Below are 23547 nucleotides of genomic sequence, written 5' to 3'. Positions count from 1 at the left end.
CCTCTCCCGCCGCACAGTCAGGGCAGGCGGGTGGCGCCGGGGGAGGGCAGGACCGTCACGGTGCCGGGGGCGGTGAAGCCTCGTTCGGCGTACGCCTCGGTTGCGGCGGCGGCCACCGCATCGGCACTGTCGGCCTCGACCAGCGCGAGCACGCATCCGCCGAAGCCGCCACCGGTCATCCGGGCGCCCAGCGCACCGGCCGCCAACGCCGCCTCGACCGCGGTGTCGATCTCCGGCACGGTGATCTCGAAGTCGTCCCGCATCGAGACGTGGGAGGCGGTCAGCAGCGGGCCGATGTCGCGGACCCGGGCGGCGCGGAGCAACGCCACCGTGTCCAGTACGCGCTGATCCTCGGTCACCACGTGTCGGACCCGTCGCCGGGTCTCCTCGTCGTCGAGCTGCGCCAGCGCGGCGTCGAGCTGGTCGATGCCCACGTCCCGCAGCGCGGCGACGCCGAGCGCGCTGGCCCCGGCCTCGCAGGAGCGGCGGCGGGCCGCGTACTCCCCGTCGGCGTGTCGGTGTGGCGCCCGGCTGTCGATGACCAGCACAGCCAGCCCGGCGGCCTCCAGGTCGAACGGGATGTGTTCGACCGACTCGTCGCGACAGTCGAGGAAGAGGGCGTGCCCCGCGCGGCAACGGATTGAGGCGGACTGGTCCATGATGCCGGTCGGCGCGCCCACGTAGACGTTCTCCGCCCGCTGCGCCAGCCGGGGCTGCAGTGCCGGGGCAAGCTCCAGCCCGCCGAGGTCGAGCAGGGCAGCCAGCACTGCCGACTCCAGCGCGGCCGAGGAGGAGAGCCCGGAACCCAACGGCACGTCGGAAGCGATCGCCAGCCGGGCACCCGGCACCGGATGACCCGCCTCCCGCAGCGCCCAGACCACACCCGCGACGTACGCGCCCCAGCCGGTGACCCGACCCGGCTCGGCGACGTCGTCCGCGCCGAAGGTGATCGCTTCGCCGGAGAGCTCGGACCAGACCGTCCAGCGCTCCCCGTCCTGCCGGTCGGCGGCGGCGACGGTGCGCATCGGCAGCGCGAACGGCAGCACGAAACCGTCGTTGTAGTCGGTGTGCTCCCCGATCAGGTTGACCCGGCCCGGGGCCGCCCAGCGGCCGGAAGCCTGGCCGCCGAACTGTGCGGAGAAGCCGGCCGCGGCCCGCTCGGCGACGTCATCGGTCGGGTGGATCATGACTGCCCCAGGATGTGCGTGCGGTAGAACGCCCAGGCATCGCCGACCATGTCGTGCAGGGTCGGCTTCTGTGGCACCCAGCCCAGCTCGTCGCGGGCCAGCGCCGACGACGCGACCAACTCGGCCGGGTCGCCCTCGCGGCGCGGCGCGACCTCGACGGGCAGTTGGTGCCCGGTGACCTCGCGGACCACGTCGACGACCTGCCGGTTGGTGAAGCCGTTGCCGTTGCCCAGGTTGTAGATGCGGTGCTGGCCGCCGGTGGCCGCGTCCAGCGCCAGCAGATGCGCGCGGGCCAGGTCGGCGACGTGGATGTAGTCGCGGACGCAGGTGCCGTCGACGGTGGGGTAGTCGTCCCCGAAGAGTTGGAGCTTCTCCCGCCGGCCGGCGGCGACGTCCAGCGCGATCGGGATCAGGTGCGTCTCCGGGTCGTGCCGCTCGCCGAGCGTGATGTCGCCGTCGAGGTGGGCGCCGGCCACGTTGAAGTAGCGCAGCGACACGGCGGCCAGCCCGTGCGCGATCGCCTCGGAGGTGAGTGCCATGTCGACGGCGAGTTTGGTGGCGCCGTACGTGTTGGTGGGCGCCTTGACCGCGTTTTCGGTGATGGGCAGCTCGGTGGGGTTGCCGTAGACGGCGGCGGTGGAGGAGAAGACCATCCGGGGCACCCCGGCGGCCCGGACCGCGTCGATCAGGGCGAGCGTGCCGATGGTGTTGTTGTGCCAGTACAGCTCCGGCTTGACCATCGACTCGCCGGCGGCGATCAGGGCGGCGAAGTGCAGCACCCCGTCGAAACCGGCCTCCGCGGTGATGACGCGGGCGGCGTCGTGGATGGACGCCTCCACGTGGGTGGCGTCCGGGGCGAGGGCCTCGCGGTGGCCGGTGCGCAGGTCGTCCAGGATGACCACCTGGTGACCCGCGTCGAGCAGCATCCGGGTGACCACGCTTCCGATGAAGCCGGCGCCACCGGTGACGAGCAGTTTCACGTCGTTGCCTCCTGCCTGGCCCGCGCGGGACGTGGCCCTTCGGTGATCACACTAGGGCGGTGGCCGGCATCCGAGCCGATGCCACCGTCAAGCCCATTTCATCATAATCTCTCATGATTAAACAGAGCCGAACATCTGTGGGCCGCTCCGCGTGATCCTGGGTGCCGGGGGCCCACGGTGTCTACCATCTCTGTCATGCGGGAAGTGGCCCGTACCGGGCTCCGGCGACGCGTGCGGGCACACCCCCGCCGCGACCCCGGCCCGCTTGCCCGGGCCGTCGCCCGGGTGCTGGTCCGCGCCGCGGATGGCGCCACCCGTCTCGTCACCGATCTGCTCGGGACCGGTCCGACGGCCGGCCGGGAGCGCATCTCGGAGGCCGATCTGCGGGACCTGGTCGCGGCGAACACGGTGCTCGACCCGGACGAGCGGCGGATCATCGACGAGGTCCTGGTGGCCGGCGCCAGTCTGATCCGCGAGGTGATGATGCCGCGCACCGAGGTGGTCTTCCTGCCGGCGCGGCTGACCATCGTCGAAGCCGCCCGACTGGTCCGCGCCGAAACGCACACCCGCTACCCGGTCACCGACGGCACCCACGACGACGTGGTCGGCTTCGTGCACCTCCGTGACGTCCTGCTGCGCCCGGACACCGACCCGTGCGTCACCGTCGGCGAGCTGGCCCGGGAGGTGAAGCGGCTCCCCGGCAGCAAACGCGTGCTCGCCGCGCTGACCGAGATGCGCCGGGAGGGACAGCACCTCGCGGTGGTGGTCGACGAGTACGGGGGCACGGCCGGGATCGTCACCCTGGAGGACCTCATCGAGGAGTTGATCGGTGAGATCCACGACGAGTACGACGCCACCCCGGACCCGGTACACGCCGGCCTGCCCGCCGTGGTGGACGGCCGCCTCAACCTCGCCGACTTCGCCGAGCGGACCGGGGTGGCACTACCCGCCGGACCGTACGAGACGGTGGGCGGGTTCGTCATGGCCGCGCTGGGCCGACTCCCGGTGACCGGCGACGAGGTGCCGGTGCCCGCCGAGCCCGCCGCCGTCGGCGCGCCCGATCCGGCCGAGCTGCCGGCCGGCTGGCTGCTGCGGGTGCTCGCGTTGGACGGCCGCCGGGTGGCCCAACTCGCCGTCTCCGCCGCCCGCACCACCGAGCAACGCCGCGAGCCGAGCACCGAGCAGCGCCGCGAGCACGACGCCGCGCCGGCCTCGGCGGGCGGCGCGGAGTCGGCCCGGGAGGCGGTGGCAGGGCAGCACCGCCGGGTCGCGGTCGGGCCGACGCGCCGGGTCGGCGCGGGCGAACCACGCGAGGTCAGCGCCCCGGCACCGGCGGGCCGAAGCCGACCCGCCGGCCCGTCATGACGGACCGGGTTGCTTGCTGACAGAATTATCGCCATGTCCGACGTTCCCGCCCGGCCCCGCGTCTTCTCCGGCATCCAGCCGACAGCCGACTCGTTCCACCTCGGCAACTATCTGGGCGCGGTGCGGCACTGGGTGGCACTACAGGACACGCACGACGCGTTCTACTGCGTGGTGGACCTGCACGCCATCACCGCGGGGCACGACCCGGCGCTGCTGCGCCAGCGGACCCGGGTGGCCGCGGCGCAGCTCTTCGCGGTCGGGCTCGACCCGGAACGCAGCACCCTGTTCGTCCAGTCGCAGGTGCCCGAGCACCCGCAGTTGGCCTGGGTGCTCGGCTGCATCACCGGCTTCGGCGAGGCCAGCCGGATGACCCAGTTCAAGGACAAGTCGCAGAAGCAGGGCAACGAGCGGGCCAGCGTCGGTCTGTTCACCTATCCGGTCCTGCAGGCCGCCGACATCCTGCTCTACCAGGCCAACGCGGTGCCGGTCGGTGAGGACCAGCGCCAGCACCTGGAGCTCTCCCGGGATCTGGCCCAGCGGTTCAACTCGCTGTTCGGCGCGACGTTCACGGTGCCCGCGCCGCACATCGTCAAGGACACTGCCAAGATCACCGACCTGCAGGACCCGACCGCGAAGATGTCGAAGTCGTCGTCCTCGCCGGCCGGCATCATCGACCTGCTCGACGATCCGGCCCGGTCCGCGAAGAAGATCCGTTCGGCGGTGACCGACACCGGTCGGGAGATCGTCTTCGACGCCGAGACCAAGCCGGGTGTGTCCAACCTGTTGACCATCCACTCGGCGCTCAGCGGCCGCAGCATCGACGAGCTGGTGCCCGCGTACGCGGGCCGCGGTTACGGCGATCTGAAGAAGGAGCTTGCCGAGGTGGTGACGGACTTCGTCCGTCCGATCCAGGAGCGTACCCGCGCCTACCTCGACGATCCGGCGCAGCTGGACAAGCTGCTCGCGGCCGGCGCGGAGAAGGCCCGTGCGGTGGCCGCGACGACCCTGCGGTCCGTGTACGAGCGGGTTGGGTTCTTCCCGCCCGTGCGCGGCGAGTAGCTCCGCGATAGACGTGGACGGGTCGGTGCTCGGAGGGGCGGCGCGAAGCGTGGATCGCAGTGGCGGGGTGCCGCCGACCGGCGACACCATCCAGATCGGCATCGCGGTGGACATCCCCGAACCATGGGGTGCCCAGCTCACCCGGCGGCGGGTCGAGGCCGGTGATCCGCTGGCGGTGCCCGCGCACGTGACGTTGCTCGGACCCACCGAGATCCGGACGGCCAACCTGCCCGCGGTCGAACGGCACCTGGCCGCTGTCGCCGCCGCGCACCTGCCGTTCACGCTGCACCTGCGGGGCACCGGCACGTTCCGCCCGGTCACCCAGGTGGTGTTCGTGGCGGTGGCGGCCGGGATCAGTGAATGCGAGCTGCTGGCCGCGGCCATCGCCGCGGCGCCGGGCCTGCACCGCGAGCTTCGCTTCCCGTACCATCCGCACGTCACCGTGGCTCAGGACGTTGCGCCGGAGGCCCTGGACAGGGTGTACGAGGACCTGGCGGACTTCTCCGCGATGTTCGAGGTCGACGCGTTCACCCTCTTCTCGCACAGCGGGCAGGCCAGGTGGCAGCCGCGTCGGGACTTCTGCCTCGGCAACTGAAGCGCGGCGACGCGCCGGCCGGCGAGCATCGGAAGCCGGTTGCCACTACAGCGGTGGGAGATCGGCGAGGATGATCGCGTGAACGTGATCGGCCAGATCGAGGCGGGCATCGACCGCTGGGTGAGCGCCGCGCGCCACCGGTCGGGGCTGTTCGATCATGTGTGGCGGGCCGGCGTGCTGTACGGCGAGGTGCTGGCCGGCCGGTTGGCCGCCGCGATCGCCTACTACGGCTTCTTCGCGGTGTTCGCTCTCGCTCTTGTCGCGTTCTCCATCTTCGGCGCGATCCTGGAGGACAACGACGAGGTCAGCGCGGCGGCAGCCGACTTCCTCAAGGAGAACCTGCCGTTCCTGGACGCCGAGCAGATCGCCAACTCCAGCGGCACGGTCGGTGTGGTCGGCCTGATCATCCTGGTCTTCACCGGGATCGGCTGGGTGGAGGCCATCCGGTCCTCGCAGCGGCTGATGTACGCGCTCAACCAGCAGCCGGGCAATCTGGTGATGCGGCGGCTCGTCGACCTGGGTGTGATGATCGGCGTGTTCGTGCTGCTCGGCCTCTCGGTCGCGGCGGTGGACGCGCTGGAGTCGCTGCTGCGTTTCCTGCTGCGGAGCACCGGCTCGGTCGGTCTGACCACGATCAGCGCGGTGCTCAGCGTGTTGGTCAACACCGTGCTCGCCGCCGCGTTGCTGCTCGCCGTGCCCCGGCTGCGGATGAGCCGCTCCCGACTGCGCCCGGTGGTGTTGCTGGTGGCGATCGGTATCACGCTGCTGAACACCGTCGGGCGCTACTACGTGGTGCGGACGGAGCGGAACCCGGCGTACACAGTGGTGGCCGGCGCCGTCGGTCTGCTGCTCTACCTCTACCTGCTCAACCAGCTGGTGCTGTTCGGCGCGGCGCTCCTCGCGACCAGCACCAACGGCCGGGTCGTGGACCTGGCGGAGACCCCCGCGCCGGCCAGGGTGGTCGACGAGGACACCGACCCTGGTACGCCGGGTGGTGCGGGTTGACGACGGAAGGTGTGCAGGTGCTGATCTCGGTCGACCCGGACTCGTCGGTTCCCCCGTACGAGCAGGTGCGCGTGCAGCTCGCCGAGCTGATCGGCGACGGCCGGTTGCCGGTGGGCAACCGACTGCCCACCGTCCGGCAGCTCGCCGCCGACCTGCGGCTGGCCGCGAACACGGTGGCCCGCGCCTACCGGGAGTTGGAGGCGGCCGGGCTGCTGGAGACCCGGGGGCGCAACGGCACCTTCGTCGCCCCCGGGCGGGACGACGCCGTCGACCGGCTGCACCGGGTTGCCGTCGAGTACGCCGCCGAGGCCCGGCGGCTGGGCGTCCCCCCGGATCGTGCTGTCGGGCTCGTCCGCGCTGCCGTCGACGCCACCCGGCACGACTGAGTCGAGGACGGGGAAGCGCCCCCGCCACCGCATCGCGCGGGTGACAGGGGGCGCTTCGTGAAGGCTAGGGGTCGGACCGCTGCTAGTAGGATTCGTCGCAGTCGTGTCCGCCGCGATTGCCGATCGGGACGAACGCCATGGCGTCCCAGGCGATGTCGACGTCACCGCCGGATGTCGAGTTGCCCATGTTGTTCAGCAGCACCTGTGATCCGCGGCCCATGTTGTACGCGCCCAGGTAGACCCACTTGTCGTGGCCGTTGATCCCGGGCAGGCCGGTGCTCTGGTCCAGTGTGCAGTAGTACTCGCTGCCGTCGTTGCCGCCGCGGATGACGTACTCCGCGTCGTCGTACTCGCCGCCGTGGCTCGGCAGGTGCACGACGACGTCGAAGTTCATCCGCTCCCCGGGTTGCAGGTCCAGGTTGGGGGTCCAGGCGCCCACCAGGTGGTGCTTCGGGTTGGGATTTCCGTTCACCGTCGGGTAGACGTGGCTGAACCACATGTGCCCCTGGTAGCCGGAGCCCACCTGGTGCAGGTCGATGTCGGCGTAGAGCGCGTTGGTGCTGCCGGTGGGATAACCGGCCCGCAGTGTGAACTTGCCGTCGTTCGGATCGGTGGAGCACCCCAGGGCGTACTGCGAGGAGTCGATCGTGGTGTAGACGATGCTGGACCTGCGGGTGGCGTCCTTGTCCGGGTCGGAGTTGCCGGTGAAGACCGAGCAGTCCCGATCGTAGATTCGTTGCACCCCGGGCTCCGCCGAGGACGAGCCGTAGGTCAGCTTCTCCTTGGCGCACTCACCGCCGGGGCAGTTGGCGAAGGTCGCGTTGCCGTGCCACCAGCACAGCTCGCTGTCGGCCGGGCACGGGCTCAAGATGTCCGGAGTGCAACTGTTGATGTTCGGTGAACAGAACGTGTAGACGCCCGGCAGGGAGAGCACCTTGGTGAAGCGACTCGGGTAGTCCGGGGAGTTGGCACCGTACGTCGGCTCGGCGTACGCGACCGTCGCGATCGGGAAGCCCTTCAGCTGAGGTGTCTCCACCCAGCCCATGATTCGTTCCGGGTATGACCAGTGGTTCGGCGTCTCCGCGTCCGCGTAGGTGTCCCGGAGGAAGCCTGGTCGAGCGGGGTCGTAGGACGGGTTGGCCGGATTGTTCAGCCAACCGATGCCCCACCGGCCGTTGTTGCTCCCGGCCTCGCTGCTCGGGTGGTAGCCGCTGTTGTACGCCCAGACGGCCAGGTACCAGTTTTCGATCCAGGCCGGGTCGTTGTTGTTGAGGGTGCTCCGGCCGAGCGGCTCGTTGTAGATCTGGTTCCACTTGTCGATCAGGATGTTGAGTCCGGCGGCGATGTTGGCCGCGTAGTCGATCGCGATCGCGACCTGCTGATTCCGGGTGTAGACCCCATCGCTGACGCTCATCCCCGTGGTCACCTGGCCGACGCCGTAGCCGCAGTCGGACTTCGAGTAGTCGATGACGTCCACGCTGGCTCCGACGTTGCCGTAGTAGTCGGCGATCAGCGGGTTACCGAGGTCGCCGGGAACGGCGTGCCAGGAAGCCTGCGAAAGGTTCGTCTCCTGCGCCAGGATTCCCAGCATCAGCTGCGCCGGCACCTTGCCGCCGCCAGCCACCGCCCGCCTCGGGAAGAGCCCCTGAGGGCTGTACGAGGGCAGGCCCGACTTCAGGTAGTTGGCCGGCCGGGACGTGGTGAGGGTGCCGTGCACCGCGCGATCCACCGCCCACTCGACCATGTTCGCGCTTGGCTGCTGCGCCTGCACCTTCGGGTCGTTGCGCCGTACCGCGCACTTCGGGTTCGAGATTTTCGGGTCGACCGCCTGTGCGCCCACCGTCGGCGCGGCCGCCGCGCTGCTGGGCAACGCGTCCAGCCGGGGTGCCGTCCGCGCCGTCTCGAACGTGACACTGGAGCGGCGACCGCTGGCGGTCGCCTGCACCGATACCCGCACCTGACCGGCGTCGGCCCGATCGGCGGGCGACAGCGGCACGCGTACCGCCTTCTCGCCCTGCGCGGTGCCGATCTCCTCGGCCAGCAGATGTCCCTGCGCGGAGACGGCCCGGACCGACTTGCTTGACTGGACCATCGCCAGTTCCGGCCAGCTCCTGGTCGGGGCCGCTGCGGTGCCGACGAGCACGTTCCGACCTCCGGCCTGGCCCATCAGTTGCAGGTGGCCCTTCTGGCCGACGACGACGGTCTGGAGCCGACCGGCCTCGTACCGCTGCGCCACGGCCTGCTCACCCTTGATGGCGACCAGGTCGATGCCGTTGTGCGCGGTGCCGCGTAACGTGGACACCGGGCCGGCCGGCCGGGCGACCTCGGTGAGCGCACCGGTGGGGCCGACCTTCACCAGCCGTCCCCGGGCGATGCCGTAGTCGCCATCGGCAGCAGCGGTCGGGGTCGTGAGCTGGGCCGCGATCCGGCGGGTCTGGGTGACCCGATGCGCGGCCGCGTCGACGGTGAGCAGTTCGGTCCGCTGCATGTCCTCGCCGACGGCCCGGGTGAGCAGCGCCCGGTCATCGGGTCCACATGCCGGGTTGAAGTACGCCAGTTGCAGGCCCGTCGCCACCGTGGTCGCCCTGCCGCTGGCGATGTCGACCACCGCGGCGATTCCTCCACCCCGGACCAGTGCCGGCTTGTTGGCCGCCATCTTCGGAGCGAACACGACCACCGCGTACCGGCCGGAGCCGGTCACGCAGGTCTCACCCATCCAGGGCCCCATGTCCAGCGACGAGGCGGACAGGGTGGCGAGCGTCGACCAGGCGAACGCGTCCCGTTCCCGTGCCACGTACAGGTGGAAGCCGTTGCTGTCGCCCACTCCGGTGACCAGGACGTCGGACGAGGCGGACCAGCCCTTGCCCAGTGCCGCGTCCGGCTCCCGGACCGCAGACGGATCCGTGGCGGAGACGCCTGCCGGTTGAGGTTTCGACGCCGAGGCCGGTATCGGGTCGGCGGTGCCGGTGAATGTGATGAGCGCGGCTAGCGCCACGCATACTTTTCCGCTTGTTCTTTTCAACGTGCCCCCGTTCACAATTGACACCCATCGGTGCCGGAATTTGTCGTGCGAAGTGTTCGGTCAGCGCCACGCACTGCAGGTGTCATTGCCGTCAGGATTTGCCGTGGCTGACGAGGCGCACAATTGCACGGAATGTTCCCAGCTGACCATCGTGGTGACGTAATTGCCGGTGCCGTTCACCCGCACCGAGGTCGCGTTCTGGGTCATGCCCCCGTACGTGGCTTGAAAGTCCAGCCGCACGGTGGAACTGTCTGCGAAGTACGCGGTGGTGTAGTCACCCCACATGGCTGCGCACGTCGGTGAGTACCAGAGGTCACCGTGCGCCACGGTGCCGTTCGGGTCGTTGCCGTCGACGCGGGTAAAGCTGGAAATGGCGTATGCTCCACTCAGGCAACCATTTGCTGACGCCATTTTTCCGTTGCAGCTGGTTCGAGTGCATCCCGCCGCTACGGCCGCTGCGCCCGGCGATAGGATGCCGACGACGCTTGCGCAAATCAGCGCGGTCAGCGTAGCTGTTCGCAGTTTCCTCACATGTGCCTCCCCGTGGTTGTTGCGTTTGTTGCCGCAGGCTACAGGGTTCCAGAGATGTAGATGAATGTGCAATATTGACCGACGTTGTATCTGTGAGTACCCTGCGAGGCGGCCAGTGGTGTGGCGACGCCACTGCCGTTCAGCTGTGACACGGGGAGCACGATGTGAGCGAGACCGAACGGGAAGCCGGATCTCCTCCGGTGGGTCGTGGGACGACGTCGAGACGATGGCTTCTGGTGGCGGTGCCTGTTGTGGCGCTGCTGCTGGCGGCGCTCGTGGGTGTGGTGGTGCGGGATCATGGTTCGACACCGCGTCCCGCCGCCTCGCAGGGCAGCAGAGGCGAACCCGGGGAGTACGTAACCAGGTCACCGGCCGCCAGTGCCTCCGGGCCGGCGCCGGCGTTCGACGGCTTGACTCCGAGCAAGGTGACGGACGCCTGGGCCGCGCGATGGCCCGGCCCGGTGACTGAGGAGGGTGCCCTGCGCACCATCCAGGTGACCCTGCCGAACACGAAGGACCGCCTGGCGGCCGCAGTGGGTCAGCCCTCGAAGGACCGCCGGGACGAGGTGGGCCACGTCTTCTGCATGGTCAAACTTCACGGCGCCGTGAAGCGGCCCCTGCTGCAGGCCCTTGTCGACGGATGCATCGGCCCCGTCCTCGGGGCCGAGGAGCGCAAGGCGGTCCTCAACTGGCTGGTCGGCGTGGATTTCTCCACCCCGAACCACCAGTTTCGGCAGACCCCCGGGTACGAACTCCTCGCCAACCACAATTCCGACGAGAACTTCGCGCTCACCCTGAACGCGCGCTGATTCGGGGCGGTGCGTCGTCCGGCCACTGAACGGCCGCCGATCGAGCGCCGGACAGGCGGTAACTGAGCAGAACGGCACCGATGCTCGCGTTCGCGGACCATGATGAGCCGGTGGGCGCACTCATGACACTTGACCTGCCGGCGGACTCACCGCTCCTCGGCCTGCCGTGGATCATCACCTTCGGTCCGCTCGGTGATCTCGACGAGTGGGAGCCGGTGGTCTGCGGGCCGTACGAGCGACCGCACGCGTTGGCCCTGGCCGAGGCGGTGGTGGCGGAGGAGCAGTTGGTGGCCGTGGTGGAGCCGTTGCTGCCGGCTCTGTCTCCCGACGAGATCCGCGGCGAGATCGCCGCCGCGCAGGTCGCCGCCGAGGATGAGGCCCGTCAGGTGGAGGGTGCCGATCTGTACGGGGACTTCGAGGACGTGATCGACGACGAGTTGGACGCGGCGGCCGACGAGGCGGGCCACGGTGAGCCCGCCGAACCGCCGGACGAGGCCGAGGTACGCGCCGGCTGGACCCGGATCGCGGCGTTGCTCACCGCGAAGTGACGACCTGGGGTGGAGTGCACGGACACCGGCGCCACGCGGAGCGGGCTCCGCGTGGCGCCGGTGGCACCTCACCCCCCACCACAAGGGGTCGGTAGCCCAGTCGCCCGTCGGCGCGGGGCACGACGAACGACCAGGTCGGGAACGAGTTACCCGTTCAGCGCTGTTCCAACCAGGCTGCCGCGTCAATTGGCAGCAGATGGCCGGGGCCCTGCTCGGCGACCTCGTCGCCGGCGACCGGTGTCGTGCGGCGGGCCAGGGCGCTGATCATTCGAGCAATATGCCGGCCTGTCGCTGCAAGAGTCAAGCAGATCTTGCGTAAGAAAGGCGTGCGGCACTCGGCGCGACCGCGGTGGAGCCGCGCACCACCAGCTCCGGTCGGAACAGGTACTCCGAGTGCGGGGCACCGTGCCCGTTGATCTCGTCCACCAGGGCGCGGACGGCGGCCACCGCCATCGCGGTGACCGGCTGCCGCATGGTTGTCAGTGGCGGGTCGGTGAAGGCCATCAGCGGTGAGTCGTCATAACCCACCACGGACAGGCCGTCGGGCACGTCGAGCCCGCGTTGGCGGGCGGCTCGGATCGCGCCGAGCGCCATCAGGTCGGAGCCGCACACCACGCCGGTTACGCCGCGGTCCAGCAGTCGGCCGGCCGCCGCCTCGCCACCCTCCACTCCGAACAGTGACAGCTCGGCCAGTGGGCCCAGGTCGGCTTCGGCGACACCGACCAGCCTGGTCATCGCGGAACGCCAGCCGGCCACCTTGCGCTGCACCGGGACGAACCGGTCCGGGCCGGTGATCAGGCCGATCCGTCGGTGCCCGAGCGCGACCAGGTGGGCGACGGCCAGCTCGGCCGCCTCCCGATCGTCACAGGAGACGAAGGGTGCACCGATGCCGGGCACGTACCCGTTGATCATCACGACCGGCAACGGCCGGGCGAGCAGCGCCCGGTAGCGGTCGTGGTTGGCTGCGGTGTCCGCGTGCAGGCCGGAGACGAAGACGATCCCGGAGACCTGCCGGTCCAGCAGCATCTCTACGTACTCGTCCTCGGTCACGCCGCCGGCGGTCTGGGTGCAGAGCACCGGGGTGAACCCGCTCTGCGCCAAAGTGGACTCGATGACCTGGGCGAAGGCGGGGAAGATCGGGTTGTCCAGCTCCGGCACCACGAGGCCGACCAGCCCGGCGCTGCGCTTACGCAGCCGGGCCGGGCGCTCGTACCCGAGCACGTCGAGGGCGGTGAGGACGACCTGCCGGGTCTCCGCCGCCACGCCGGGGCGGTCGTTGAGCACCCGCGACACCGTGGCCTCGCTGACCTGGGCCTGCTGGGCGATGTCGGACAGTCGAGCGCGCATGGCGGGCACTTTAGCCCACCGGCAAGTTCTTGCGGGGTGTCCTGCAAGCCCTTCCATAGTTTGGCAATGGCATGGGTTGACCTTGAGGGCTGGCGCCGACGTCGCTCAGCGAGAGCGGGTCAGCGAACCTGTGGCGCGCCTGCTTCACTAGCCGCTGGTGGTCCCCTTCGCCCTCATTCGCGTCCGGTGCTGTTCCCGGGAGACTCTCGTGCAACTGTCGATCTTGATGCCGGTCTACAACGAGGCGGAACGCGTCGCCGAGGCCCTGAAGCAGGCTCTCGCCGTGCGGTACCCGTGCGAGATCGAGATCGTGGTGGTGGACGACGGTAGTACGGACGAGACCCCGGGGATCCTCGCTCGGATGGATGACGCGCGGCTGCGGGTCGTGACGCACCCGCGTAACGCGGGCAAGGGCGCGGCGATCAGGACAGCCGTGGACAGCGCCCGCGGCGAGTACATGGTGATCCTGGACGCCGATCTGGAGTACGACCCACAGGACATTCCGAAGCTGTTGGCGCCGGTGCTGGAGGGGCACGCGACAGTCGTCTACGGCAACCGCACCTTCGGCAGCCACAGCGCCTACAGCTTCTGGTACGTGGTCGGAAACCGGGGGGTCACCACGGCGGCGAACGTTTTGTTCAATACCTACATCGCTGACCTGGAGACGTGCTTCAAGCTGATGCCGGTGGAGCTGTACCGGTCGCTGGACATCCGGTCCCGCGGGTTCGGCATGGAGGCCGAGGTGACCGGCAAACTGCTGCGGAGGCGGATCCGCCCCTACGACGTGCCGATCACCTACCGGGCGCGGGGTCGCGCCGAGGGCAAGAAGGTCACCTGGCGGAACGGGGTCGAGGCGTTGTGGATCCTGGGCCGGGAACGCGCCCGGCGTCGTCCCGGCGTCGTCCCCGCCCAGACGCTTGCTGATCGATGACGACCACGAGGCACCGGGACCCGGCTGATCCACGCCCGTCGGCGGTTCCCACTACTACGATCCGTCGTTCATAGGGAAGTATGGCGACCGTGGAAGCTCTCAGACTCATCCTTCTCTACGTCCATCTGATCGGGTTCGCCCTGCTGCTCGGCGGTTCGATCGCGCAGTACGCGAGCGGTCGGCTGCGAATCAACCCGGCCATGCTGTGGGGCGCGGTGATCCAGTTGCTGACCGGGCTGGGCCTGTCCGCGCCGTTGCGCGACGGCGACGAGCCGGCACCGGCAAAACTTGTGACGAAGTTGGTGATCGCGCTGCTGATCTTCGTCATGGTCTTCTTCTCCCGGAAGCGGGACGTGGTCAACCGGGGTCATTTCCTCGCGATCGTCGGTCTGACCCTGGTCAACGCGGCGGTCGCGGTCTTTTGGCGGTAACGTCCGAGGAGGAAATCGCCTCCAGAAAACGGACGTTGCGGACGCCCCGGCGCTCGGTTACCAGCACGAAGAGTGACGTGCCCCACGCAAGGGTTACACCCGGGTAACAGGCGCTCAACAGTCGTGCACGATTGTCGGCCGGTGGGTGGGCGCGGGCGTACGCTCCCGTCCGTAACGTGGGACAGCCGGCGGCACACCCGCAGGTCGGCTGATGGGCTGCCACCGCACAAGGCGCGGTGTGCAATGGGAAGGAGACGTCTTGCGCTCGGTGCGTGGGATGCGGATCGCCTCGATCTTCGCGGTGGGTGGGCTCGCGCTCACCGCCGCCGCTTGTGGCGAGGCGCCCAAGGATGACAACAACGCCGGCAGTGGCGCCAAGAAGTTCAGCGCCTGCATGGTGACCGACGTCGGCGGCATCGACGACAAGTCGTTCAACACCTCGGCCTGGAAGGGTCTGCAGGAGGCCAAGGCCGCCAACGACAACATCGACATCAAGTTCGTCGCGTCGAAGGCGGAGGCCGACTACGAGCCGAACCTGACGCAGTACGTCAACCAGAAGTGCGACTTCATCCTGGCGGTCGGTGGCCTGATGGGCAACGCCACCTCGAAGATCGCCAAGGCGAACCCGAACCAGGAGTTCGGCATCGTCGACGCGAACACGGGTGACGCCAACGTCTACCCGATGCAGTTCGACACCGCCCAGGCCGCGTTCCAGGCCGGTTACCTGGCCGCCGGGATGAGCAAGTCCGGCAAGGTGGGCACCTACGGTGGTCTGCCGATCCCGCCGGTGACCATCTTCATGGACGGCTTCGTCGACGGTGTGAAGTACTTCAACACCACCAAGGGCAAGAACGTCCAGGCGCTGGGTTGGAACAAGGAGACTCAGAAGGGCTCCTTCACCAACGACTTCGCCAAGCAGGACGAGGGCAAGAAGGTTTCCGACGCGCTGGTCGCCCAGGGCGCGGACATCATCATGCCGGTCGCCGGTGGCTCCGGCCTCGGCACCACTGCCGCGGCCAAGGCGTCGGGTGGCAAGTACAGCACCATCTGGGTGGACGTCGACGGCTGCGAGAGCACCCCGGACTGCTCGGCGATCATCACCACGGTGGTCAAGAACATCCCGGACGCCGTCAAGGAGGCCGTGGTGAAGGCCGCCGCCGGTGACAAGCTGCCGGCCAAGCCGGGCTTCGTCGGCACCCTGGCCAACAACGGTGTCTCGATCGCCCCGTACCACGACTTCGACAGCAAGGTTCCGGCCGAGCTGAAGGCCGAGGTCGACAAGATCAAGGCGGACATCGCCGCCGGCACCATCACCGTCACCTCGAAGGCCCAGCCGACCAAGTGACGACCGGCCGGCCCCTCCGGTGCGATCATCGGGAGGGTCGGCGGGGGACAGGTACGACCGATCGGCCGCTTCGGCTCCGCGGGTGCCCCGCGGGGTCGGAGCGGCCGATCGCGCACCACGGCGGCCGGTCCGATCCGGCCGGTTCCACGGCAGCTAGGCTGCACCATCGCTCGCACTCCAGGAGGTTGCGCTGAGACTCGAACTGCGCGGCATCACCAAGCGGTTCGGTGATCTGGTCGCCAACGATCACATCGACCTGACGGTGGAGCCTGGAGAGATTCACGCCCTCCTCGGCGAGAACGGCGCGGGCAAGTCGACACTGATGAACGTGCTCTACGGGCTGTACCAGCCCGACGAGGGCGAGATCCTGGTCGACGGCAAGCCGCTGAAGCTGAAGGGCCCGTCCGACGCGATCGGGGCCGGGATCGGCATGGTGCACCAGCACTTCATGCTGGTGCCGGTCTTCACCGTCGCCGAAAACATCATGCTCGGCGCGGAGCAGGTCAGGGGCGGCATCGCCGGCTTCCTGGACCGGCGTCGGGCCCGGCGCGAGGTCACCGAGGTGTCCGAGCGCTACAACCTGCGGGTCGACCCGGACGCGGTGATCGAGGACCTGCCGGTCGGCATCCAGCAGCGAGTCGAGATCGTCAAGGCGCTCACCCGCGACGTCGACCTGCTCATCCTGGACGAGCCGACCGCGGTGCTCACCCCCCAGGAGACCGAGGAACTGCTGACGGTCATGCGGTCGCTCAAGGCGGCCGGCAAGTCGATCGTCTTCATCACCCACAAGCTCGGCGAGGTCAAGGCCATCGCCGACCGGATCACCGTGATCCGACGCGGAAAGACCGTCGGCACCGCCTCGCCGGAGGCCAGCCGGGACGAGCTGGCCGCGTTGATGGTCGGGCGCAACGTCCGGCTCACCGTGCACAAGACCCCGGCCACGCCGGGCGACCCGGTGCTGGAGGTGGCCGGGCTGGTCGTCGACGACGACCGGCAGATCCGCGCTGTCGACGGCATCGACCTGACCGTGCGCGCCGGCGAGGTGCTCGGCGTGGCGGGCGTACAGGGCAACGGTCAGACCGAGCTGATCGAGGCGATCATGGGCCTGCGCCCGGTGCTCGCCGGCACGGTCAGCCTGGCCGGCGACCGGATCGACGGCTGGAAGCCCAAGAAGGTGCTCCGGGCGGGCGTCGGCTACGTGCCCGAGGACCGCAGCGTGGACGGCCTGGTCAAGGAGTTCAGCGTCGCGGAGAACCTGGTGCTGGACATCTACGACCGGCCGCCGTTCGGGGCCGGGCTCGCGCTGAAGCCGGACGCGATCGCCGCCTCGGCGAAGGAGCGGATCGAGCAGTTCGACGTCCGTACCTCATCGGCCGACGCGGCGGTGGGCACCCTCTCCGGCGGCAACCAGCAGAAGGTGATCGTGGCCCGGGAGCTGTCCCGGCCGCTGAAGCTCTTCATCGCCGCCCAGCCGACCCGTGGCGTCGACGTCGGGTCGATCGAGTTCATCCACAGCCAGATCATCCGCGAGCGGGACGTCGGCACCGCCGTCATGGTGGTCTCCAGCGAACTCGACGAGGTGATCGGGCTGGCCGACCGGATCGCGGTGATGTACCGCGGTCGGATCATCGGCATCGTCGGACCGGGCACTCCGCGCGAGGAGATCGGTCTGCTGATGGCCGGCATCAGCCCGGACGAGGCCCACGACGCCACCGCAGCACCCGCCGCCGACAAGCCCGATGCGGCATCCGCCGCCGACAAGCCCGGTACGGCGTCCGCCGCCGACAAGCCCGGCGTGCCAGACGGGAGCCCGGCAGGCGACGCGGGCTCCGCGAGCGAGGACAAGGCATGACCAATCCCCCCAACCCGCAGTCCGGCTCGCCGGACAAGGAGCCGGCGAGCGAGGCGCAGGCCGCGCAGAACGCGCTCGGCAACACCGAACGGGCCGAGGTGGCGACCGAGCCGGACCGCTCGGTGGCGAAGCCGGACCCGGACCCGGAGCCGGAGTCGAGGCCGAGCCTGGGCCGGTTGTTCCTGGACAACCTCTGGGCGGCCAACACCTTCACCGTGACGCTGCTGTCGTTGGTGCTGGCGATCGTGGTCGGCGCGGTGCTGATGATCATTTCTGATCCGGCAGTGCTCTCCACCTACTCGTACATCACCTCCCGCCCGTCCGACGCGATCAACTCCAGCTGGACGCTCGTCAGCGAGGCGTACGCGAACCTGTTCAAGGGCTCGATCTTCGACCCCGAGGCGTTCTCCGGCTGGTTGGACGGCGCCAACGGCTGGCAGGCCGTGCTCGCGCCGATCTCGGAGACGCTGACCTACGCGGCGCCGTTGGTCTTCACCGGTCTGTCGGTGGCGCTGGCCTTCCGTGGCGGCCTGTTCAACATCGGCGCCCAGGGGCAGGCCACCATCGGCGTCATCATGGCGGCGCTGGCCGGTTTCCTGCTGCCGTTGCCGCCCGGCCTGCACCTGTTGGTGGCGGTGCTGGCCGGCGCGCTGGGTGGAGCGATCTGGGGTTTCATCCCCGGCATCCTCAAGGCCCGTGCCGGCGCGCACGAGGTGATCAACACGATCATGCTCAACTACGTCGCCACGTACTTCCTCACCTGGTTGATCGTGCAGAACGGCGTGCAGGACCCGACCCGCACCGACGCGATCAGCAAGGCGGTGGACACCTCCGCCCAGCTGCCCCGACTGCTCGGCGACAACCTGCGGGTGCACGCCGGCATCCTCCTCGCCGTGCTGGCTACCTGGGCGGTCGCCTGGTTGCTCAACCGCTCGACGCTCGGCTTCGAGCTGCGCGCGGTCGGCGCCAACCCGGACGCCGCCCGGACCGCAGGCATCAGCGTCACCCGGACGTACATCCTGATCATGGTCTTCGCCGGCATCCTGGCGGGCCTCGGCGGCTCGAACATGGTGCTCGGCTCCACCGCCAGCGCGTTGACCCCGCTGGTGGTCGCGCAGATCGGCTTCGACGGCATCCTGGTGGCACTGCTGGGGCGGGTGAAGCCCTGGGGGGTGTTGCTCGCCGCGCTGCTGTTCGGGGCGCTGCAGGCCGGTGGTAACCGGATGCAGTCGTACTCCGGGATCTCGCTGGAGTTGGTGACCGTGCTCCAGGCGCTGATCGTCATCTTCATCGCCGCGCCGGCCCTGGTGAAGGCGATCTTCCAGCTCCGGGCCGCACGCGCCGCCCGGTTGCAGACGAGCCTGGCGAAGGGCTGGTAACTCATGTCCACCATGGCTGTCCCCGACATCGCCGTCGCCCCCGTCGACGAGGGCTTCTGGACCCGTAGCCGAAAGGTCGGCCTCACGCTGCTGGGGCTCGGTCTGCTGTCCGCTGTGCTCTTCGGCGCGCTCGCCACCGACCAGCAGGCCCGGTTCACGCTCAGCGACGACGCGGCCGGCGCCGCACTGGAGATCAACGGCACGATCGGGGCGATCCTGTTCGGGATCATCACGATCGCCGCCGGCGCGGCGCTGCTCGCCGGTGTGCCGAAGCGGTGGTTCCTTCCCGTTCTCGGCGTCGGGCTCGTCGGTTTCGTGCTGTCGTTCCTCTGCTGGCAGGTCTCCGCCGCGCCGGCCGGGCAGAACTTCATGCCACTCGTCAACATCATCCGGGGCACGTTCATCCTGGCCCTGCCGCTGATCTTCGGCGCGCTCGCCGGGGTGCTCTGCGAACGCTCCGGCGTGGTCAACGTGGCCATCGAGGGCCAACTGCTGATGGGCGCGTTCAGCGGTGCCCTGTTCGGCAGCCTCTCCGGCAGCGTCTGGGTGGGCCTGGTCGCCGCCGCCCTCGGTGGCGCGTTCATCTCGCTGCTGCTGGCCGTCTTCGCCATCCGCTACCTGGTCGACCAGGTCGTCATGGGCATCGTGCTGAACCTGCTGGCGGTCGGCGTCACCGGCTTCCTCTACGAGCGGTTGATGCAGACCGACGCCGCGAAGTACAACAGCGCTCCCCGCTTCAGCAACTGGGAGATCCCGTTGCTGAAGGACATCCCGGTGCTCGGACCGGCGTTGTTCCGCGGCAACATCTTCCTCTACGTCGGGCTGCTCCTGGTGCTGGTGATCCACATCGGGCTGTTCCGCACCCGGTGGGGGCTGCGCACCCGCTCGGTCGGCGAACACCCGATCGCCGCCGACACGCTCGGCGTCAAGGTGCTGCGGGTGCGCTACCGCAACGTGCTGCTGGCCGGCGTGGTCGCCGGCATCGGCGGGGCGTCCTACACGCTGGCGCTCTACTCGTTCACCAAGAACATGATCGGCGGTAAGGGCTTCATCGCACTGGCCGCGCTGATCTTCGGCCGGTGGAACCCGACAGGCGCGTTGCTCGCCGCGCTCTTCTTCGGTTTCGCCGACCAGCTCGCCACCTACCTGGGCGCGATCAGCAGCTCGATCCCCAGCCAGTTCCTGGCCATGCTGCCGTACCTGGCGACCATCCTGGCCGTCGCCGGGCTGGTCGGCCGGGTCCGGGCACCGGCCGCCGACGGCAAGCCCTACATCAAGGGCTGACGCCCGCAGGCGCGCCCCGGCGGGCCTCCCCGCCGGGCGCGCCCCGCGCCCATCCAGACCCTCCCAGGAGTACGCCCAGACGTGGCGCATCGCGAAACAGCTGTGCAGACGCAATGAAGGCCAGCGGCGAGCGTCCGCTGCTGTCGTTGCAGGGTCAGCCGAGCGGCCCGATCTGCTTGGCCAGGTCGACGAACGACCGCCACGTCTGTGGGTTGAACTGAAGGACGCCGCCATCGCGGTCCTTGCTGTCGCGCACGAGCACGACGGCGGGCAGGTTGTCGGCTACGGCCCCAGCCCGCGCGACCTGTTCGCCCGCTTCGGGGGTTGGAGTCCGTTCCGCAGGCCGATCACCGGCGACCGGTGAGGGTAGAAGGTCGCGGAAGTGCACCGATCGCCGCAGTGACACGTGTCCGCTCCCATGATCAAGTGATGAAAAGTAGGTGTCAGAGGGCGTCTCTGACCTACTTTTCATCACCTGATCACCGGAGCGGGTGCGGTGGCGCGGCCGAGTCTCCGAAGGGTGCCTGTGTACCCGGCCCTGCCCGCTTCTGACCTGGGCTCCTTGGGCAGAATGGTGGCATGACCGACATTGACTGGGCGCGGCTGCGTGCCGCCGCCACCGAGGCGATGCGGCACGCGTACGCGCCGTACTCGACGTTTCCGGTCGGCGCGGCCGCGCTGGTCGACGACGGCCGTGTGGTGGTCGGCTGCAACGTGGAGAACGCCGCGTACGGGGTGACGCTGTGCGCCGAGTGCGGGGTGGTCTCCAGCCTCCACGCCACCGGCGGAGGCCGACTCGTCGCGTTGTCCTGCGTCGACGCCACCGGTGAGCCGTTGATGCCGTGTGGTCGCTGCCGGCAGCTGCTCTGGGAGAACGGCGGGCCGGAGTGCCTGATCGAGAGCAAGACCCGGCCACTGCGGATGGCCGAGCTGCTGCCACACGCTTTCGGCGTGGAGGACCTGGAGGCAGTCACCGGGGAGACGCCGGTGCCGGTGGTCCCGGAACGGCTCGCCGCCTGGCGCGGGCGGGGCACCGTCTTCGTCCACCCGGACATGTCCGCCGGCCAGCAGGTCTGGACGGCGTACTGGGAGCGGTCGGCCGGGGACGACGCCGGCGCCGAGACCGGGGTGCTGGAGGAGGCGCCGAGCTGGGACGACCCGGCCGAGGCGATCACCTGGGGCCTGGCCCGGACTCCCCGTGTGGTGGTGGTCGACGCGACCGGCACCATCTTCTGGGCCGGCGAGGGTGAGCCGCCGGCTGAGATCCCGGTGCGATGGGGTTGAGCTGTGGGGATTGGGCCGACCGTGCCCGGCTCCGGGCGGTCAGGCTTGATCCCTCCGCCGGGCACGGTCGGCCCAATCCCTCGGTGCTCGCTGTCCGTGGGTCGGGATCTGCACACGACTAAGAAAGATCAATTGATGAGTGGGTTTGCTGCGGTTGACGTTATTCGGGTGAAGCGGGACGGGGGTGTGCTGTCGGACGCGCAGATCGACTGGGTGGTCGACGCGTACACCCGGGGGGTTGTCGCCGACGAGCAGATGTCCGCTCTGGCGATGGCGATCCTGCTCAACGGCATGACCGGGCCGGAGATCGCCCGGTGGACCGCCGCGATGATCGCCAGCGGTGAGCGGTTGGACCTGTCGGCGGTACGCCGGCCGACTGTCGACAAGCACTCCACCGGCGGCGTCGGCGACAAGATCACTCTGCCGCTCACCCCACTGGTGGCGGCGTGTGGCGCGGCAGTACCGCAGCTGAGCGGCCGGGGTCTCGGGCACACCGGCGGCACGCTGGACAAGTTGGAGTCCATCCCGGGCTGGCGGGCCACGGTGAGCAACGACGAGTTCATCGCCCAGCTGGACGAGGTCGGTGCGGTGATCTGCGCGGCCGGTGCCGGGCTCGCCCCCGCCGACCGCAAGCTGTACGCGTTGCGCGACGTGACCGGCACCGTGGAGGCGATCCCGCTGATCGCCAGCTCGATCATGAGCAAGAAGATCGCCGAGGGCACCGGGGCGCTGGTCCTCGACGTCAAGGTCGGCTCGGGCGCCTTCATGAAGTCCGTCGACCAGGCCCGCGAGTTGGCGCGCACCATGGTCGAGCTGGGCGGCGCGCACGGTGTGCGGACGGTCGCCCTGCTCACCGACATGTCCACTCCGCTCGGCCTGGCGATCGGCAACGCGGTCGAGGTGACCGAGTCGGTCGAGGTGCTGGCCGGTGGTGGACCTGCCGACGTGGTGGAGCTGACCCTCGCGCTGGCCCGGGAGATGCTCGACGCCGCCGGTCTGCCGGACGCCGATCCGGCGGCGGCGCTGCGCGACGGCCGGGCCATGGACTCCTGGCGGGCGATGATCCGGGCGCAGGGCGGCGACCCGGACGCGCCGATGCCGACGGCCGCCGAGGTGGAGGTGGTCCGCGCCGAGCGGGACGGGTACGTCGCGGCCGTCGACGCGTACGCCATGGGGGTTGCGGCGTGGCGGCTCGGCGCGGGTCGGGCGCGCAAGGAGGACCCGGTCAGCGTGCCGGCCGGTGTGGTGTTGCACAGGCGGCCGGGTGACGAGGTGCGGGCCGGTGACCCGCTCTACGAGCTGCGTGCCGAGGACGCGACGCGGATTCCGGCCGCGCTGGCCGAGGCCGCGAACGCGGTGCGGATCGCGCCGACGGCCCCGGCGGCGACGTCGTTGGTCATCGAACGCATCGGCTGATCGATCCGGCGTCGCCCTGGCGTGGTGCCGGTCACCTGGGAGCGCTATTGTCGCAGGCCAAGGGGGGACAACCGGCCTTGCGCCGGCGCGAGCAGACAGGAAGATCCGCCGTGACCGTTGCTGCCCCCGATCCACGTGAGGTGCGCGAGGCGAGCCTGGACGAGCTGTCCCGGCTCGGCCTGCCGTTGCCGCCGGCCCAGTTTCCCCTCGTCTGGGAGCCGGGTGACCAGATCGACCTGCGCCCGACCGCGGAGATCGAGGCGCGGATCGCGGTGCTGCACCTGATCCTGGCCCGCTGCTTCGGGATGCCCCCGCAGGCGGCGATGAGCTGGCTGCTCGGCTCGCACCTGGTCGACATGGTCACCCCGCCGGAGTGGCAGTTCGTGATGGGTGGCAAGGGCGACCACAGGTCGTTCGTGCTGCACCACGACGCGCTCTTCGCGCTGGCCTGGGTGCTCGGGCTGAGCAAGCAGCTCGACCCGACGCTGGCCGTCGACGAGCGGCTGGTCGAGCGGCTGCCGCACATCGCCGAGGGGGAGACCTTCCCGCACTGGCGCTCCCGGATCCTCACGGCGCCTCAGCACCCGGCCGACGCGGCCGCCCTGCTCGACCTGCACTACTGCCTGGACTGGGCGTACCTGGAGACCGAGCGCGGTGGCCGACGGGCGCCGGGTCTGGTCGACGCGAACGCGATCGGGCAGCGGCGTTGGGCGCTGGAGTGGGCGGTGATCCTGCGCGGGCCGTACCACGACGAGCCGCCCGGTTGGGAAGAGGTCGACCTCTCCACCTGA

Annotated in this window: 22 protein-coding genes; 16 read left to right on the top strand and 6 right to left on the bottom strand. The window is 69.8% G+C overall.

What is annotated here, in order from left to right:
* Nucleotides 1-17 precede the first annotated feature (17 nt).
* Entirely contained in the window at nucleotides 18-1187 is a 1170-nt protein-coding gene (gene galK / locus KBX71_RS15975; protein ID WP_210818836.1) for a galactokinase, read from the bottom strand.
* A complete protein-coding gene (galE, locus tag KBX71_RS15970) occupies nucleotides 1184-2113 on the bottom strand; it encodes a UDP-glucose 4-epimerase GalE (RefSeq protein WP_247683575.1) in 930 nt (309 codons plus the stop codon). Before galE ends, galK begins: the two co-directional genes overlap by 4 nt.
* A 249-nt stretch (nucleotides 2114-2362) precedes the next feature.
* Here galE and KBX71_RS15965 point away from each other — a divergent pair, with 249 nt between their 5' ends.
* The 5 genes from KBX71_RS15965 (at nucleotide 2363) to KBX71_RS15945 (ending at nucleotide 6577) form a co-directional block, all read left to right on the top strand.
* A complete protein-coding gene (locus tag KBX71_RS15965) occupies nucleotides 2363-3532 on the top strand; it encodes a transporter associated domain-containing protein (RefSeq protein WP_374102606.1) in 1170 nt (389 codons plus the stop codon).
* Between the two features lie 33 nt (nucleotides 3533-3565).
* A complete protein-coding gene (trpS, locus tag KBX71_RS15960) occupies nucleotides 3566-4591 on the top strand; it encodes a tryptophan--tRNA ligase (protein WP_210818834.1) in 1026 nt (341 codons plus the stop codon).
* Between the two features lie 13 nt (nucleotides 4592-4604).
* Nucleotides 4605-5186, top strand: coding sequence for a 2'-5' RNA ligase family protein (locus KBX71_RS15955; RefSeq protein ID WP_124820378.1), 582 nt, complete (start codon nucleotides 4605-4607; stop codon nucleotides 5184-5186).
* Between the two features lie 78 nt (nucleotides 5187-5264).
* Nucleotides 5265-6191, top strand: a complete 927-nt coding sequence (locus tag KBX71_RS15950; RefSeq protein ID WP_210818833.1) for a YhjD/YihY/BrkB family envelope integrity protein — start codon at nucleotides 5265-5267, stop codon at nucleotides 6189-6191.
* 17 nt (nucleotides 6192-6208) lie between these two features.
* A complete protein-coding gene (locus KBX71_RS15945; protein WP_374102605.1) occupies nucleotides 6209-6577 on the top strand; it encodes a GntR family transcriptional regulator in 369 nt (122 codons plus the stop codon).
* 82 nt (nucleotides 6578-6659) lie between these two features.
* Here the strand turns inward: KBX71_RS15945 and KBX71_RS15940 are convergent, their stop codons facing one another.
* Complete coding sequence (locus KBX71_RS15940; protein ID WP_210818832.1) at nucleotides 6660-9572, bottom strand: hypothetical protein; 2913 nt, start codon at nucleotides 9570-9572, stop codon at nucleotides 6660-6662.
* Nucleotides 9573-9659: 87 nt separating this feature from the next.
* Entirely contained in the window at nucleotides 9660-10130 is a 471-nt protein-coding gene (locus KBX71_RS15935; protein WP_210818831.1) for a hypothetical protein, read from the bottom strand.
* A gap of 236 nt (nucleotides 10131-10366) precedes the next feature.
* Between KBX71_RS15935 and KBX71_RS15930 the strand changes: the two genes are divergently transcribed.
* Both KBX71_RS15930 and KBX71_RS15925 read left to right on the top strand, forming a co-directional pair.
* Nucleotides 10367-10939: a hypothetical protein gene (locus tag KBX71_RS15930; protein WP_210818830.1), complete on the top strand. Its 573-nt coding sequence runs from the start codon at nucleotides 10367-10369 to the stop codon at nucleotides 10937-10939.
* A 110-nt stretch (nucleotides 10940-11049) separates the two neighbouring features.
* The gene (locus KBX71_RS15925; protein ID WP_210818829.1) at nucleotides 11050-11487 is read left to right on the top strand and encodes a hypothetical protein; all 438 of its coding nucleotides are present in this window, start codon (nucleotides 11050-11052) and stop codon (nucleotides 11485-11487) included.
* Nucleotides 11488-11787: 300 nt separating this feature from the next.
* Here KBX71_RS15925 and KBX71_RS15920 read toward each other — a convergent pair whose 3' ends face one another.
* The gene (locus KBX71_RS15920) at nucleotides 11788-12834 is read right to left on the bottom strand and encodes a LacI family DNA-binding transcriptional regulator (protein WP_210818828.1); all 1047 of its coding nucleotides are present in this window, start codon (nucleotides 12832-12834) and stop codon (nucleotides 11788-11790) included.
* A 208-nt stretch (nucleotides 12835-13042) separates the two neighbouring features.
* Here KBX71_RS15920 and KBX71_RS15915 point away from each other — a divergent pair, with 208 nt between their 5' ends.
* The 6 genes from KBX71_RS15915 to KBX71_RS15890 all read left to right on the top strand — a co-directional run bounded on the left by KBX71_RS15915 (nucleotide 13043) and on the right by KBX71_RS15890 (nucleotide 20056).
* A complete protein-coding gene (locus tag KBX71_RS15915) occupies nucleotides 13043-13765 on the top strand; it encodes a glycosyltransferase family 2 protein (RefSeq protein WP_210818827.1) in 723 nt (240 codons plus the stop codon).
* An 89-nt stretch (nucleotides 13766-13854) separates the two neighbouring features.
* On the top strand, nucleotides 13855-14196 hold the full coding sequence (locus KBX71_RS15910; RefSeq protein WP_091397247.1) for a hypothetical protein: 342 nt from the start codon (nucleotides 13855-13857) through the stop codon (nucleotides 14194-14196).
* Between the two features lie 277 nt (nucleotides 14197-14473).
* A complete protein-coding gene (locus KBX71_RS15905) occupies nucleotides 14474-15541 on the top strand; it encodes a BMP family protein (protein ID WP_196930301.1) in 1068 nt (355 codons plus the stop codon).
* A 190-nt stretch (nucleotides 15542-15731) separates the two neighbouring features.
* Nucleotides 15732-17393 carry an ABC transporter ATP-binding protein gene (locus tag KBX71_RS15900; RefSeq protein ID WP_247683572.1) on the top strand — a complete coding sequence of 554 codons (1662 nt, stop codon included), beginning with the start codon at nucleotides 15732-15734 and terminating at the stop codon, nucleotides 17391-17393.
* Nucleotides 17390-18772, top strand: a complete 1383-nt coding sequence (locus tag KBX71_RS15895; RefSeq protein ID WP_210818826.1) for an ABC transporter permease — start codon at nucleotides 17390-17392, stop codon at nucleotides 18770-18772. Before KBX71_RS15900 ends, KBX71_RS15895 begins: the two co-directional genes overlap by 4 nt.
* 3 nt (nucleotides 18773-18775) lie before the next feature.
* Entirely contained in the window at nucleotides 18776-20056 is a 1281-nt protein-coding gene (locus KBX71_RS15890) for an ABC transporter permease (protein WP_124820386.1), read from the top strand.
* Between the two features lie 154 nt (nucleotides 20057-20210).
* Here the strand turns inward: KBX71_RS15890 and KBX71_RS15885 are convergent, their stop codons facing one another.
* Nucleotides 20211-20444 carry a DUF397 domain-containing protein gene (locus tag KBX71_RS15885; protein WP_374102610.1) on the bottom strand — a complete coding sequence of 78 codons (234 nt, stop codon included), beginning with the start codon at nucleotides 20442-20444 and terminating at the stop codon, nucleotides 20211-20213.
* Between the two features lie 191 nt (nucleotides 20445-20635).
* On the opposite strand from KBX71_RS15885, the gene KBX71_RS15880 reads away from it, so the two are divergent.
* The 3 genes from KBX71_RS15880 (at nucleotide 20636) to KBX71_RS15870 (ending at nucleotide 23547) form a co-directional block, all read left to right on the top strand.
* Entirely contained in the window at nucleotides 20636-21340 is a 705-nt protein-coding gene (locus KBX71_RS15880) for a cytidine deaminase (RefSeq protein WP_210818825.1), read from the top strand.
* Nucleotides 21341-21475: 135 nt separating this feature from the next.
* Nucleotides 21476-22756, top strand: coding sequence for a thymidine phosphorylase (locus KBX71_RS15875; RefSeq protein ID WP_210818824.1), 1281 nt, complete (start codon nucleotides 21476-21478; stop codon nucleotides 22754-22756).
* Between the two features lie 110 nt (nucleotides 22757-22866).
* The gene (locus KBX71_RS15870) at nucleotides 22867-23547 is read left to right on the top strand and encodes a DUF4272 domain-containing protein (protein ID WP_124820390.1); all 681 of its coding nucleotides are present in this window, start codon (nucleotides 22867-22869) and stop codon (nucleotides 23545-23547) included.

Origin of the sequence: Micromonospora sp. D93 (genome assembly GCF_018070365.1) — a bacterium.
In the GTDB taxonomy this organism is placed as follows: Bacteria; Actinomycetota; Actinomycetes; order Mycobacteriales; family Micromonosporaceae; genus Micromonospora; species Micromonospora ureilytica.
Note: the sequence above shows the minus strand (reverse complement) of the source record. Positions and strands in the feature narration are given on the sequence as shown.